We start from the raw sequence: 13,914 nt of genomic DNA, 5'->3' as shown, positions 1-13,914 counted from the left end.
GCCGTCTGAACGTAAGCGTCCAGCCGTCCCACCTGTTCAGCGGGTTTAGGACTGCGTAGAGTTCGGACATGGCAGCAGCGTATCGAGCTGGCTGTTAGGGTACGTTGGGAGACGTTCCAGTACGCTGGACAGCCAGCGCAACGGATCGAGTCCGTTCAGCTTGGCGGTGGCGAACAAGCTCTGGATGGCGGCGGCGCGGCGGCCGGCCCGCTCCGAACCGGTGAACAGCCAGTTCTTCTTGCCGATGGCAATGGGACGGATGGCGTTCTCGACCGGATTGTTGTCGATCGGCAGACTGCCGGACTCGGCGTAGCGCGCCAGCGCCGGCCAGCGCTTGAGCGCGTGGTCGATGGCCTTGGCCGTGCTGCTGCCGGCGGCGACGTTGCGTTGGGTCGCCAGCAACCAGGCGTGCAGCTCGCCCAGCGCCGGCACGGCCTGGCGCTGGCGCAACGCCAGCCGCTGCGGCCGATCGAGTCCGGCGCCTTGCTGCTCAATCGCGTACAGCGCCGCGATGCGGCGCAGCGCCTCCTCGGCGACGGGGCTGCCGCTGGCGGCGTGCACGTCAAAGAACTTGCGCCGGATATGCGCCAGGCAGGCCAGCTCAGTCGGACCGTCGGTGAACAGCGCCTTGTAGCCGACACAGTCGTCCACCATCAGGTGGCCGCGCCAGCCATGCAGGAAGGCGCGCGCGTGCGCGCCGGCCCGGCTGGTCTGGTAGTCGAACACGACGATGGGCGGACCGGCGTCGTGCACGCCGGAGCGGTAGGCCCACAGGTAGGCGTGCCGGGTCTTGCCGCTGCCGGGGTCGAGTTGGCGCACTGGCGTCTCGTCGGCATGCAGGCAGGCCTGTTGCCGCAGCAGTTCGGCGAGCCGGTCGGCCAGCGGCTGCAAGGCCACGCCGACGCGGCCGATCCACTCGGCCAGGGTCGAGCGCGCCAACGGCACGCCCTGGCGGGCCGCGATCTGCTCGATCCGGTACAGGGGCAAATGGTCGAGGTATTTGCAGGCCGCGATCCACGCCAGCAGGCCGACGGCGGCCATGCCGCCGTCGATGATGGCGGCCGGGATCGGCGCTGCCGTCACGGTCTCGCAGGGACGGCAGGCATATTGGGGACGGATGTGGCGATGCACGAAAAAGCTCGCCGGTTCCACGTCCAGTTGCTCGCTGACGTCCTCGCCGATCTTGACCAGGTCGGCCCCGCACCGGCCGCACTGGCACGATGCCGGCTCATGGCGGTGCTCGATGCGCGGCAGCTCGGGCGGCAACGGCTGCCGGCCGGCGCGCTGGCGCTGCCGCTTGGCCGGCGCCTGCCCCTCGAGCTCTTCCTCGATGGCGGCCAGGTCCATGTCGACCGTTTCCTCGAACAGCAGGCGCTGCTCGCCGACAAGCGCCTCGCTGGCCTTGCCGAAGCGGATGCGCCGGTAGTAGGCCAGCTCGTGCGTCAGCGTGGTGATCTTGAAGTCCTTCTCCGCCAACCTGGCCTGCTGCTGGGCGAACAGCGCCTGCACCTGCGCCAGCAACGCTGGGTCGATGTCGGTGCGGGCAAGGTCGTCGAGCGGGTTCATGCTGCGCGAGTTTACAGGCGGCGGCCTATGTTTACAAGCGCCACTGGGCCGGCGCCGGTGCCGACAGGCGCTGCCAGTCCACGCCCGCGACCAGCCAGCGCCATTGCTCGGCGCTCATCTGCCAGCACGCGTCGTCCGCCTGCGGCCAGACGAACTGGCCACGGTGCAGGCGGCGCAGGCACATCCAGACACCGGTGCCGTCCCAGCACACCAGCTTGAGGCGCGTGCGGCGGCGATTGGCGAACACGTAGGCCGTGCCGTCGCACGGCGGGCGCCCCAGCGCCTGCTGCACATGCAGGGACAGGCCGTCGATGCCGGTGCGCATGTCCACCGCCGCCGTCGCCAGCCAGATCGCATCGGCCGACAGTTCCATCACAGCGCTCGCAGCAATTCGGCCAGCCAGCTGGACGGCACATCGTTCGGCAAGCTCAACGGTAAGCGTCTTCCCAGCGCCGTCTGGACTGCCTGACCAGCGTAATCCATGATCGAATTTTGGCACAGCGTTGTGCCCACAATTTTCGATTATGGACACAAATTTTCAACCGATCATTTCCAAGAATCCACGCGGCCACTACCGCCAGCACCCGCTCGAGTTCAAGCGCGCATTGGTGGCGCTGTCGCTGGAGCCGGGCGCTTCGGTCGCGCGCATCGCGCGCGAGCACGGCGTCAACGCTAACCAGGTGTTCAGCTGGCGCCGTCTCTATGAGCAAGGGCGCCTCGGCGTGCCTGCGTTAATGCGGGATGATGGCTTGTTGCCGGTGGTGCTGGCGCCAACGGCGCCTGCTCCGAATAACGACACCTCCGACGCCAGCGGCATTATCGTGTTGGAGTTGGGCCAGGTCCGCGTGCGGATCGAAGGCCAGCCCAATGCCGCTGCGCTGGCGCAAGTGTTGGATCGGGTTCTACGATGATCGGCCTGCCCGCTGGCACCAAGGTCTGGCTCGCCGCCGGCACCACCGACATGCGCTCCGGCTTCAATGGGCTGGCTGCCAAAGTGCAGACGGCGCTGGAGGAAGATCCGTTCAGCGGGCACGTTTTCGTGTTTCGTGGCCGGCGCGGCGATCTCATCAAATTACTGTGGTGGACCGGTGACGGGCTGTGCCTGCTGGCCAAGCGGCTGGAGCGTGGCCGCTTCATCTGGCCGCAGGCCAGCAACGGCTCGGTGGCGTTGACGCAGGCGCAGCTGTCGATGCTGCTCGAGGGCATAGACTGGCGGCGCCCCGAGCGAACTTGGAAACCAACCTCGGCCTTGTAAACGTGATACGCCTCGCGTAAACTCGGCGCATGCTCAGCCCAGCCGACCTGCCCAACGAAATCGCCGCCTTGAAGGCGCTGCTGCTCGCTCAAAACGAGGTGGTGGAAGGTCTGCGCGAACAACTGAACACGCGCGCCGTCGAGATCGAACACCTCAAGCTGCAGATCGCGAAGTTGCGGCGCATGCAGTTCGGCCGCAAGTCGGAAAAGCTGGACCACCAGATCGAGCAGCTGGAATTGCAACTGGAAGACCTGCAGGCCGACGAGGCCGAGGCGGCGCGCGAGATGCCGGCGGCCGACCAGGCGCCGCGCAAAAAATCGGTGCGTCGGCCTCTGCCCGATCACCTGCCGCGTGACGAGAAGGTCTATGCGCCAGCGGCCGACGCCTGCCCGGCCTGCGGTGGCGGCCTGCGGCCGCTGGGCGAAGACGTGGCCGAGCAACTGGATTTCGTGCCGGCCAGCTTCCGCGTGATCCGCCATGTGCGTCCCAAGCTTGCTTGTTCCTGCTGCGATGCGATCGTCCAGGCACCGGCACCGAGCCGGCCGATTGAGCGCGGCATTGCCGGTCCCGGCCTGCTGGCCCACATCCTGGTGGCGAAATTTGCCGATCACCTGCCGCTGTATCGCCAGTCGGTCATTTATGCCCGTGAGGGCGTCGACCTTGACCGCGCCCTGTTGGCGAGCTGGGTCGGTTCGGCCAGCGCACTGCTGCGTCCGTTAGTTGACGCCGTTCGGCGCCACGTGCTGGCAGCGTCGAAGCTGCATGCCGACGACACCCCGATCCCTGTGCTGGCGCCCGGCAACGGAAAAACCAAGACGGCGCGCTTGTGGACCTACGTGCGTGACGACCGGCCTTCGGGCGACACCGCACCGCCAGCAGTCTGGTTTGTGTACACGCCCGACCGCAAGGGCATTCATCCGCAGACCCACCTGGCCAAGTTCGAAGGCGTGCTGCAAGCCGATGCGTATGCTGGCTTCAATGCCTTGTTTGAAAATGGAACGATCCGCGAAGCCGCCTGCTGGGCGCACGCGCGACGCAAGTTCCATGACCTGCACGCGGCGCGACCGACGGCGCTGACCACCGAGGCATTGCGCCGGATCGCCGAGCTCTATGTGATCGAGGCAGATATCCGAGGCAAACCTCCCGACGAACGAAGGCAGGTTCGGCAAGCCCGCTCGCGCCCGCTACTCGATGACCTGGAACACTGGCTGCGCACCACGCTCGATACGCTGTCGCGCAAGTCCGACACTGCGGCGGCGATCCTGTACGCGCTCAAACTCTGGCCGGCGCTGCTGCGCTATTGCGATGACGGCGCCATCGAGATCGACAACTCGGCGGCCGAGCGCGCCTTGCGTGGCGTAGCGATAGGCCGCCGCAACTACCTGTTTGCCGGCGCCGACAGCGGCGGCGAGCGCGCCGCCGCGATCTACTCGTTGATCGGGACGGCCAAGCTGAACGGTGTCGACCCCGAAGCTTGGTTGCGCCATGTGCTGACGCATATCGCCGATCATCCCGTCAACCGGGTTGATGAATTCTTGCCGTGGAACTGCGGCCTGCCAGCAGCCCTCTGAGATTACGCCGCTTCCCAGCGGTGTGATGCCATCATCGATCAAATTGCCAAGGCACTCAAGACGGCGCTGAGCGGACGCTTACGACCATATTGCCGATGCCGCAGCTACGGCAGCAGCAACTCCGATGCCAAAACCAACTTTGCGGGGGCGCAAACTGCCGGATCTATCAAAGTGCTAAGCTGCACTTGTTCGTACTTGACCTGACACGCGATGTCCGACTAGCGACTGGCAGCAGCCGCCCCATTGCAGACGTTTAAACTATCTTCGCTTAGCCACGTTATTGACTAGGCAACGGCAGTCTTGACCCCCGCAGGCATTATTGCAGTGAAGGAGTAGCTTGCAATTTGTCCGGATTCCGCACTACGTAAATACGTGAAATTGTACCGGCGTCGATGCAGAACGATTGCACTGATTCAACGATCCCATTGATGTATCGAATTAGCCCAGGTTCGCCATTTACGCGCGCCATTCTATAGACGACCCGGTCACGGAACGCATTCTCGACTGCCCAATAAAGTCCCGCCACACGTCCTGTCCCGATGAGAACCTTGTCCAGGGATGGTACTTTTCCTCCACCGTCGGCCCTGTATTCGACATCTGCGGATAGCAGAGTCTTCATTGCATTGCGATCAGCCTTGGCTGCCGCTTGCATAAATTTTTCGAGGACAACGCGGTGCATATTCTTCGAGACCGTGAAACGCGGACCATCCTGACGTATCCGTTCTTGCGCCCGGTGGACGAGTTGTCTGCAGGCGGCTTCGCTTTTGCCCAGCATGATTGCAACATCACCATAATCTTGATCGAATACTTTTCGCATTAGGAACGCGGCGCGCTCCTCCGGCGTCAGTCGTTCCAGCACCCAGAGCAGTGCGATAGACACGTCACTTGCCAATTCGGCAGCGGCCTCAGGCGTGTGTTCGACCATCTCGACCACAGGTTCCGGAAGCCACCAGCCGATGTAGGCTTCGCGCTCGTTTTTTCGGCTTCGCAAGCGATCGATCGAGAGCCGCGTTGTGATGGTCACTAGCCAAGCCTCAACCGATCTGACTTCATCATGCGCGCTCGTGGAAAAGCGAAGCCACGCATCCTGGACGACGTCCTCCGCGTCAGCGCGCATGCCGAGCATACGATAGGCAATCAAGAAAAGGCGTGGACGTAAGGCTTCGAACACAAGCAGGTCGGCGGACTCCATGGCTACCTTGGGCATCAATAAATCTTCCTAGACGATCCGGCACCGACTGTTGTGACAGATTTCATCCGGTGTGTCACAGCAGCGCGAGGCCTCGCGTCTTGTGGGAAGCGGCGAGCAGGTGTTGCCAGCCGCATGACCAATAACCGCACGAAAGGAAGTAGAACGATGAACCGCGCAAACTGGTTTCAAGTTTCGCAAGAAGGCGCCAAGGCGCTGGGAGCACTCCACCATTATGCAACGACGGGAACGGCTTTGGCGCCGGAACTCATTCACCTTGTTTTCCTCAGAGCTTCTCAATTGAATGGTTGCGCGCACTGTATCGATGTTCACACCCGCGATCTCATCAAACACGGGATGTCGGTGGATAAGATTGTACTTGTGCCGGTATGGGAAGAGGCCGCATATCTGTTTTCGGACCAGGAACGGGCGGCCCTCGCGTGGACAGAAGAGGTGACACGCGTGAGCGAAACCCATGCTTCAGACGAGGCATACTCGGCAGCATTGGCCGCGTTCGGAGAAAAAGACTTGGTCGAACTGACGATCGTGATCGCCGCCATGAATGCGATCAATCGCATGGGAATCAGCTTCCGCTTGAAGCCGCGTGCGAGGGTTTAGCAACGACCCGGCGGGGAACATCGTTGTTCTCCGCCCCGCCGATCTCGAATGACATCAACGTCCGCTTCTGGCCGGTAGCGGCCTGTCAGAACTCTAACTCATCTGCCAGTTGGTGACAGATCAAGTCTAAGCTAGTACAGCTAAGCCCACAGGCGGTCGGCAAGATCCGAACCGCGTAGCGATAAATAGCGCATGAACATTGTGAAGCTCTCGTGGCCCTTGATCTTCATGCACTCCTCGCTTCGGAACATCCAGCCACCGTCCTGCGCGCGCATCGTGACCCAGCGGCATGTCGCCTCGTGCCGCAGGTCATGCTCCGTCAAATCCTCGCACCCGGCATATTTGAAAGCGGACGCAAACGCCGCACTCAGCTTTGCCGTCACCTTCTTCAGTTCCGCCCGATCGCCATTCCACCAAGGGAAAATAAATGCGCTCCCCGGACTTGCGGCCGCCAGGCGCCGCTCGAGCATGCTGTAGATCGCCGGCAGAATCGGCACATCCCGGGCCGTCCCCGTTTTGCTGCCAGAAACGTGGATAGTACGCAGCGCCAGGCGAACGTCAGCTGGACGCAACGAATAGGCCTCTCGCAGGCGTAGGCCGGTATTGACGATCAGATCGTAGAGGTCCAGCAAAGCATCACCTTCGGGCAGGGACAGGGACCGCTGGCGGTCATCGCGTTTTTCTCCACGCAGGGCGGCGCGAATGGCCTGGTCCTCGCCGTCCAACAACCGCCTATCCCTTGACTCGTCCACCTTGGCGCGCTTTTTTTCATCGCCATCCAAGGCTGCGCGCTCGTGGTCGTTGTACGCTGAATAATTCTTCGGCAAGAGACGTAATGGGTTGGCCAGCGGCTGCACCCCATCTGCAGCCTCGCGCTTGAGATACCAGTCGAGCAGGCGCGCCACGGCGCCGACGCGCTTTCGGATCGTGCCCGGCGCCAGGTTCTTGACCAACTTCATCGACTTCACCCAGTCTTCAGCCCACTTGTAGCGGGTCACATCGTCGACGCGCACTACGCCAAGCTCGTGTATGCCCTTGAGCATATCCAAGATCGAAGCATCCAGGGCGCTGACCGGCACGGCGGCCTGGTAGTCGGCGATCAGACGGCCAAGCGACATCGACGTACCCCGGTCACGCTTTGCTGCCAGTTCGGCCGGCACGACACCGCGCGCCAGCAGTGCTTCAAGCTGCTGGCCGTAATTCTCGCATCGGCTTCGACCTCGAATGTCGCTGTAAAGATTTTAGGCAAAAGCGAATGCTTCACGCGAAGTTCGAATTTGGCTCCGCGCGGCCGGACCACGATTGACATGCTGCCCCCGTCAGAAATTGAACGGGGATTGTAACTGGCATGGACGGCCAAAGCGAGCCGTTTGGAGGTGGCACTGTTACCAGAACGGGGTAGCAACGAGGCGAATCGAGGCGTTTTGAGGCAACGACAACGACTCCTCCGCTACTGAGCGGACGGCTAAGTCGTTGATTTATCTGAGGAATTTTGGAGGCGAGGATCGGAGTCGAACCGACCTAGACGGCTTTGCAGGCCGCTGCATAACCGCTTTGCTACCTCGCCGAGGGAGACTTGTCTGAAATGGCAGCCGGTTAATCTCTGCCATTCGAATTCTGGAGCGGGAGAAGAGTCTCGAACTCTCGACCTCAACCTTGGCAAGGTTGCGCTCTACCAACTGAGCTACTCCCGCATTGGAGTGTGTACTGCCGCAAAACCGTGGAGCGGGAGAAGAGTCTCGAACTCTCGACCTCAACCTTGGCAAGGTTGCGCTCTACCAACTGAGCTACTCCCGCATTGGAGTTTTGATACTATCTGCAAAACCTGGAGCGGGAGAAGAGTCTCGAACTCTCGACCTCAACCTTGGCAAGGTTGCGCTCTACCAACTGAGCTACTCCCGCATGGAGTCTTACATTTTGCTGTCCTGACGCGCCAATCTCGTGCCACACAAGACTGGAGCGGGAGAAGAGTCTCGAACTCTCGACCTCAACCTTGGCAAGGTTGCGCTCTACCAACTGAGCTACTCCCGCGTTAGGAACCGCATTATCGCAGAAACATTCTCGCACTGCAAACTGGAGCGGGAGAAGAGTCTCGAACTCTCGACCTCAACCTTGGCAAGGTTGCGCTCTACCAACTGAGCTACTCCCGCTTCGCTTTTTGCTGCGCGTTGTTATCAACAACAGGCCAGCATTATAGAGCATGGGAGCGGACTGTCAAGAGTGAAAAGTTGCAAAGCTAAACGATTTATTCCGATTTACTTCACTTCCAGCATCCCGCTCTTTTCCTTGATCAGCGGCCAGGCCTTCTGCAGGTAGTAGAACATGGACCACACGGTGAGCACGGCGGCCACCCACAGCAGCTTTTCGCCCCAGAAATGGGTGTCGACGGCGCCGAACAGGATGTCGTGGAACAGCAGCAGCGGAATGGCGGACATCTGGGCGGCGGTCTTGATCTTGCCGATGGAGTTCACGGCCACCGACTTGGACGCGCCGATCTGCGCCATCCACTCGCGCAGCGCGGAGATGGTGATCTCGCGGCCGATGATGATGAAGGCGATGATGGCGTTGCAGCGGTCCAGCTGCACCAGCACCAGCAAGGCGCCGGCCACCATCAGCTTGTCGGCCACCGGGTCGAGGAAGGCGCCGAAGGCCGAGGTCTGGTTCCAGCGGCGGGCCAGGAAGCCGTCGAACCAGTCGGTGACGGCGGCGACGATGAAGACCAGGGTGGCGCCCAGATTGCGGTCGCTGACCGGCAGCCAGGCCGGCGGCAGGTAGTACACGCCTACCACCAGAGGGATCAGCGCAACGCGCAACCAGGTCAGCAAAATCGGGATATTGAAGGGCATGAGGGGCGTCAGTTAATTTTTATCAATGCGCCGCTAGTCTAACCTGCCGCCGGGCTTAGCACCAGCGAACGCATGCCCTTAGTGCAGTTGTTTGTAGATTTCTTCGGCCAAGGCGCTGGAAATGCCGTCTACCGACATCAAATCCTCCACGCTGGCGTTGACCACGCCGCGCAGGCCGCCGAAGCGCGCCAGCAGCTTCTGGCGCCGCTTCACGCCGATGCCCTCGATCTCCTCCAGGCGCGAAGTCTGGCGCGTCTTGGCGCGCTTGGCGCGCATGCCGGTGATGGCGAAGCGGTGCGCCTCGTCGCGGATCTGCGCCACCAGCATCAACGCGGCGGACTCCTTGCCCAGCTCCTGCGGGGCGCGGCCGTCCACGAACACCAGGGTCTCCAGGCCGACGCGGCGGCCCTCCCCTTTCGCCACGCCGACGATCAGGCCGATGTCCAGACCCAGTTCGGAGAACACCTGGCGCGCCATCTCGACCTGCCCCTTGCCGCCGTCGATCAGCACCACGTCCGGCATCACGCCGTCGCCGTTGGCCACTTTCTCGTAGCGGCGCATCAGCACCTGGCGCATGGCGGCGTAATCGTCGCCGGGGGTGATGTCGTTGATGTTGTAGCGGCGGTATTCGCCGTTCTGCATCTGGTGGTGGTGGAACACCACGCAGGAGGCCTGCGTGGCTTCGCCCTGCGTGTGCGAGATGTCGAAGCATTCCACGCGCAGCGCGTCCAGGTCTTCCGACTCCAGGGTCAGGGCCTCGGCCAGCGCGCGCGTGCGCGACTGCTGCGAGCCCTGCTCCGACAGCAGGCGCGCCAGCGAGATCTCGGCGCCCTTCTGCGCCAGTTCCAGCCACTGCCTGCGCTGGCCCTGCGGCTGGAAGATCAGGTTGATGCGGTGGCCGCACTGCTCCTGCAGCGCGACCATCAGCTCCGGCTGGTCGTATTCGATGTTGAGGATCAGCGTGCCGGGGATGAATTTCTCGGTGTAGTGCTGCACCAGGAAGGCGCTCAGCACTTCCACTTCCGGCGCCGCCTCGGCGATGGCCGCCGCGTCGCCGAAGTGGCTTGGGAAGTAGGCGCGGTCGCCCAGGTGGCGGCCGCCGCGCACCATGGCCAGGTTCACGCAGGCGCGCCCGCCCTGCACGATCACGGCGATGATGTCCACGTCGGCGTCGCCGGTGGTTTCCATGCTTTGCTGGTGCAGCACCTTGCTCAGCGACTGGATCTGGTTGCGCACGCCGGCCGCCTGCTCGAACTTCAGCTCGGCCGCGTAGCCGTGCATCTTCTTCTCCAGGTCTTCCATCACTTCGCTGGTGCGCCCGCGCAGGAAGCGCGCGGCGTTGTCCACGTCCACCTTGTAGTCTTCGGGCGTGATCAGGTCCACGCAGGGCGCGCTGCAGCGGCCGATCTGGTTCAGCAGGCACGGGCGCGTGCGGTTCGAGTACACGCTATCCTCGCAGGTGCGCAGGTGGAACACCTTCTGCAAGATCTGCATGGATTCCTTCACCGCCCAGGCGCTGGGGAAAGGACCGAAGTACTGGTTCTTCTTGTCCACCGAGCCGCGGTAGTACACCATGCGCGGCACGGCGTCGCCGGTGATCTTCAGATAGGGATAGCTCTTATCGTCGCGGAACAGGATGTTGAAGCGCGGCTGCAGGGCCTTGATCAGGTTGTTCTCAAGAATGAGCGCTTCCGCTTCGCTGTGCGTGACGGTGGTCTCCAGGCGCGCGATGCGCTCGACCATCATGGCGATGCGCGGGCTGGCCAGGTTTTTCTGGAAATAGCTCGACACGCGCTTTTTCAGGTCGCGCGCCTTGCCCACGTAAAGCACGTTGTCGTTGGCGTCGAAGTAGCGGTATACGCCCGGCAGGCCGGGCAGCTTGGCGACGGTGGCCAGCACCTGTTCGCGCGGATCGATGGTCTCGGTTTTCGGTGCGTCTGTCATTGCTCTACTTCGTTTCCGGTGCCTGTTCGACGATCACGAAGGCCACGGCGTAGTCGGCCTCGTCGCTTACCGTCACGTGGGACGACAGGCGGTGCTGCTGCATGAATTCGGCCAGCGTGCCCGTGCACACCATCACCGGCTTGCCGTTCGCTTCGTTGAGCAGCTGGGCATTGTGCAGGGTCATGGGTGTGGCCACGCCGGTGCCGATGGCTTTGCCGAAGGCTTCCTTGGCGGCGAAGCGCGTGGCGACAAAGCGGTGCGCGCGCACCGGGCTGACTGCCTTGCGCGCGCGGTAGATCTCCAGTTCTTCCGGCCCCAGCACCTTGTCGGCAAAGCGTTCGCTGCGCGCGAGCGCGTCGGCCACGCGGCCGATCTGGCAGATGTCGGTGCCGATGCCGAAGATCATTTTGCCAGCGCGGCCACGCGGGTGGCCGTCATGATGGCCTTCATTTCGCGCACGGCGTTCTCCCAGCCGACGAAGACGGCGTGGGCGACGACGGCGTGACCGATGTTCAGTTCCGCGATGTCCGGAATGGCGGCGATCGGCTGCACATTGGTGTAGTGCAGGCCGTGGCCGGCGTTCACTTTCAGGCCGCGCTGCACGCCGAAACGGGTGCCGGCCTTGATGCGTTCCAGCTCGGCGGCCTGCTCGGCGCCTTCGGTGTCGGCATAGCGGCCGGTGTGCAGTTCGATAACGGGCGCGCCGGATTCGGCGGCGGCGGCGATCTGCTGCTCGTCGGCGTCGATGAACAGCGATACGCGGATGCCTTCGGCCTGCAGCTGCCTGACGGCGGCCTGCACGTCGCTGAAGTGGCCCACCACATCGAGGCCGCCCTCGGTGGTCACTTCGGTGCGCTTCTCGGGCACCAGGCACACGTCGGCCGGCTTGATCATGCAGGCGAAGTCCAGCATCTCCTTGGTCACGGCCGCTTCCAGGTTCATGCGCGTGAGCAGCTGCGGCGCCAGCGCGATCACGTCGGCGTCCTTGATGTGGCGGCGGTCTTCGCGCAGGTGCAGGGTGATGCAGTCGGCGCCGGCCTGCTCGGCCAGCAGCGCGGCGCGGATCGGGTCCGGATAGGCGGTGCCGCGCGCGTTGCGCAGGGTGGCGACGTGGTCGATGTTGATGCCCAGGTCGATGACCGGGCCGGACGGGAACAGGAAGCTCATGGTGGTTTCTATAGCTGCATCAAGTCTATCAGTATCTGGCGCGTGTTCAGCGGCGCGCCCCCCAGGTGGTGCGCCAGCAGGAAGCGCATCAGTTGTTTGCTTTGCGCCTGCGTCACGGCGTCTTGGTAATCTTCGCGCTCCATGTCCAGCAGCGTCTTGCCCGACACGCGCGGCGCGGTGTCGCCGGCCTGCTCGGGGCGCGGACCGCGCTCGGGGTCCACCACGTAGAGCACGCCGGGCAGCACGCGCGCGCGGGTGGCGGTGCAGCGCGTCAAATCGGCGGCCACGCCCGTCTCCTTAAGTAAGGCCCGTTCGAATTTCCGCAAGCAGATGGGCGCAGGTTCATTATGCGCCAGCTGGTTCAGGGTGGCGACGTAGTGGTCGAACAAGGCCGGATGGGCGTCGTCGCGCGCGAGCAGCTTGACCAGCAGCTCGTTGAGGTAGAAGCCGCACAGCAGCGCGGTTTTCTCGAGCGGCAGCATGCCGCCCACCCATTCGGCGTCGGTCAGGGTGCGCAGTTCGTTCTTGCCGACGAAGCCGGCGGACAGGGGCTGGAAGGTTTGCAGCACGCCGCGCAGCTGCGAGTGCGGGCGCTTGGCGCCTTTCGCGATCAGGGCCACGCGGCCGTAGTCGCGCGTCAGCATGTCGACGATGAGGCTGGTTTCCTTGTAGGGGTAGCTGTGCAGCACAAAGGCCGGCTGCCCGGCCACGCGCGTGCCGGTGGTGCGCTCGCGCGACGGGGCGCGCGGACGTTTTGCCGGCTCGCTTGCCGGCTCGCTTGCCGGCTCGTTTACCGGCTCGGCGGTGACGGCGTCGGACATTGCAGTCGATGGCCCCGTGCGCTTACTCGTAGCCGTAAGCGCGCAGGCCCGCTTCGTTGTCGGCCCAGCCGGATTTGACCTTGACCCAGATTTCCAGGTACACCGGGCCGCCGAACAGTTTTTCCATGTCCAGGCGCGCTTGCGAGGACACTTCCTTCAGGCGCGCGCCCTTGTTGCCGATGATCATGGACTTGTGGGTGTCGCGCTCGACCAGGATGGCGGCGAAGATGCGGCGCAGATTGCCCTCCTGCTCGAACTTCTCGATCAGCACGGTGCTGGTGTACGGCAGCTCGTCGCCGACGAAACGGAACAGCTTTTCACGCACGATTTCCGAGGCCAGGAACTTCTCGCTGCGGTCGGTGATGTCGTCCGGGCCGAAGATCGGGTCGTTCTCCGGCAGTAGGCGCTTGATCTCGTCCTGCAGGCCGTCCAGCTGGAAGCGCAGCTTGGCCGACACCGGCACCACGGCCGCGAAGTCGTGCTTGGCGGCCACCTGCTGCGCGAACGGCAGCAGCACGGCCTTGTCCTTGGCGCGGTCGGACTTGTTGATCACCAGGATCACCGGCACCGATTTCGGCAGCAGGTCCAGCACTTGCTGGTCGGCCGGGCCGAAGGTGTTCGCCTCGATCACGTACAGGATCACGTCCGACGAATCGAGCGTGTTGGTGACGGTCTTGTTGAGCGTCTTGTTCAGTGCGTTCGAATGGCGCGTCTGGAAGCCCGGCGTGTCGATGTAGATGAACTGCGCATCGTCCAGCGTCTGGATGCCGGTGATGCGGTGGCGCGTGGTCTGCGCCTTGCGCGAGGTGATGCTGACCTTGGCGCCGATAAGCATGTTCATCAAGGTGGACTTGCCCACGTTGGGACGGCCCACGATGGCGATGTAGCCGCAACGGAAGCCGGCGGGAGTGGTGGTGCTGGGGGTGTTCATGGTGTT

At 63.4% G+C, this 13,914-nt stretch carries 14 protein-coding genes and 6 tRNA genes; 4 read left to right on the top strand and 16 right to left on the bottom strand.

The window, feature by feature from the left end:
• Nucleotides 1-45 precede the first annotated feature (45 nt).
• Nucleotides 46-1,566, bottom strand: a complete 1,521-nt coding sequence (tnpC, locus tag ACFJI2_RS06535; protein WP_377704270.1) for an IS66 family transposase — start codon at nt 1,564-1,566, stop codon at nt 46-48.
• Nucleotides 1,567-1,597: 31 nt separating this feature from the next.
• Nucleotides 1,598-1,939: an IS66 family insertion sequence element accessory protein TnpB gene (tnpB, locus tag ACFJI2_RS06530; RefSeq protein ID WP_228892417.1), complete on the bottom strand. Its 342-nt coding sequence runs from the start codon at nt 1,937-1,939 to the stop codon at nt 1,598-1,600.
• 151 nt (nt 1,940-2,090) lie between these two features.
• Here tnpB (ACFJI2_RS06530) and tnpA point away from each other — a divergent pair, with 151 nt between their 5' ends.
• From tnpA to tnpC (ACFJI2_RS06515), 3 genes are read left to right on the top strand one after another with little or no spacing between them, the layout of a single operon-like run.
• Nucleotides 2,091-2,477, top strand: coding sequence for an IS66-like element accessory protein TnpA (gene tnpA, locus ACFJI2_RS06525; protein ID WP_377700832.1), 387 nt, complete (start codon nt 2,091-2,093; stop codon nt 2,475-2,477).
• Complete coding sequence (tnpB, locus tag ACFJI2_RS06520; protein WP_377700833.1) at nt 2,474-2,821, top strand: IS66 family insertion sequence element accessory protein TnpB; 348 nt, start codon at nt 2,474-2,476, stop codon at nt 2,819-2,821. Before tnpA ends, tnpB (ACFJI2_RS06520) begins: the two co-directional genes overlap by 4 nt.
• 29 nt (nt 2,822-2,850) lie before the next feature.
• Nucleotides 2,851-4,392 (top strand): IS66 family transposase, encoded by a 1,542-nt coding sequence (gene tnpC / locus ACFJI2_RS06515; RefSeq protein WP_377704269.1) that lies wholly within the window; start codon nt 2,851-2,853, stop codon nt 4,390-4,392.
• A 316-nt stretch (nt 4,393-4,708) separates the two neighbouring features.
• Here tnpC (ACFJI2_RS06515) and sigJ read toward each other — a convergent pair whose 3' ends face one another.
• A complete protein-coding gene (gene sigJ / locus ACFJI2_RS06510; protein ID WP_377704268.1) occupies nt 4,709-5,599 on the bottom strand; it encodes an RNA polymerase sigma factor SigJ in 891 nt (296 codons plus the stop codon).
• A 150-nt stretch (nt 5,600-5,749) separates the two neighbouring features.
• Here sigJ and ACFJI2_RS06505 point away from each other — a divergent pair, with 150 nt between their 5' ends.
• The gene (locus ACFJI2_RS06505) at nt 5,750-6,199 is read left to right on the top strand and encodes a carboxymuconolactone decarboxylase family protein (protein WP_105379416.1); all 450 of its coding nucleotides are present in this window, start codon (nt 5,750-5,752) and stop codon (nt 6,197-6,199) included.
• 140 nt (nt 6,200-6,339) lie between these two features.
• Here ACFJI2_RS06505 and ACFJI2_RS06500 read toward each other — a convergent pair whose 3' ends face one another.
• From ACFJI2_RS06500 to era, 13 genes are all read right to left on the bottom strand, one after another.
• Nucleotides 6,340-7,359 carry a site-specific integrase gene (locus ACFJI2_RS06500; RefSeq protein ID WP_377704267.1) on the bottom strand — a complete coding sequence of 340 codons (1,020 nt, stop codon included), beginning with the start codon at nt 7,357-7,359 and terminating at the stop codon, nt 6,340-6,342.
• 333 nt (nt 7,360-7,692) lie between these two features.
• Nucleotides 7,693-7,766: transfer RNA gene (locus ACFJI2_RS06495), tRNA-Cys, on the bottom strand.
• A gap of 51 nt (nt 7,767-7,817) precedes the next feature.
• A tRNA-Gly gene (locus ACFJI2_RS06490) sits at nt 7,818-7,893 on the bottom strand.
• Nucleotides 7,894-7,920: 27 nt separating this feature from the next.
• Nucleotides 7,921-7,996, bottom strand: a tRNA-Gly gene (locus ACFJI2_RS06485).
• A gap of 29 nt (nt 7,997-8,025) precedes the next feature.
• Nucleotides 8,026-8,101: transfer RNA gene (locus tag ACFJI2_RS06480), tRNA-Gly, on the bottom strand.
• Between the two features lie 53 nt (nt 8,102-8,154).
• Nucleotides 8,155-8,230, bottom strand: a tRNA-Gly gene (locus ACFJI2_RS06475).
• A 43-nt stretch (nt 8,231-8,273) separates the two neighbouring features.
• Nucleotides 8,274-8,349, bottom strand: a tRNA-Gly gene (locus ACFJI2_RS06470).
• Nucleotides 8,350-8,454: 105 nt separating this feature from the next.
• Entirely contained in the window at nt 8,455-9,045 is a 591-nt protein-coding gene (gene pgsA / locus ACFJI2_RS06465; protein WP_377704266.1) for a CDP-diacylglycerol--glycerol-3-phosphate 3-phosphatidyltransferase, read from the bottom strand.
• 78 nt (nt 9,046-9,123) lie between these two features.
• On the bottom strand, nt 9,124-10,989 hold the full coding sequence (gene uvrC, locus ACFJI2_RS06460) for an excinuclease ABC subunit UvrC (protein WP_377704265.1): 1,866 nt from the start codon (nt 10,987-10,989) through the stop codon (nt 9,124-9,126).
• Between the two features lie 4 nt (nt 10,990-10,993).
• A complete protein-coding gene (gene acpS / locus ACFJI2_RS06455; protein ID WP_377704264.1) occupies nt 10,994-11,395 on the bottom strand; it encodes a holo-ACP synthase in 402 nt (133 codons plus the stop codon).
• Entirely contained in the window at nt 11,392-12,156 is a 765-nt protein-coding gene (pdxJ, locus tag ACFJI2_RS06450; protein ID WP_377704263.1) for a pyridoxine 5'-phosphate synthase, read from the bottom strand. The genes acpS and pdxJ overlap by 4 nt, the downstream gene beginning before the upstream one ends.
• Nucleotides 12,157-12,164: 8 nt before the next feature.
• On the bottom strand, nt 12,165-12,977 hold the full coding sequence (gene recO, locus ACFJI2_RS06445; protein WP_107875521.1) for a DNA repair protein RecO: 813 nt from the start codon (nt 12,975-12,977) through the stop codon (nt 12,165-12,167).
• Between the two features lie 22 nt (nt 12,978-12,999).
• Nucleotides 13,000-13,908, bottom strand: a complete 909-nt coding sequence (era, locus tag ACFJI2_RS06440; RefSeq protein ID WP_107875519.1) for a GTPase Era — start codon at nt 13,906-13,908, stop codon at nt 13,000-13,002.
• Nucleotides 13,909-13,914: the final 6 nt, after the last annotated feature.

The organism is Pseudoduganella sp. UC29_71 (genome assembly GCF_042693265.1).
Lineage (GTDB): Bacteria > Pseudomonadota > Gammaproteobacteria > Burkholderiales > Burkholderiaceae_D > Rugamonas.
The sequence above is the reverse complement of the archived record's forward strand: the minus strand, read 5'-3'. Positions and strand labels throughout refer to the sequence as shown.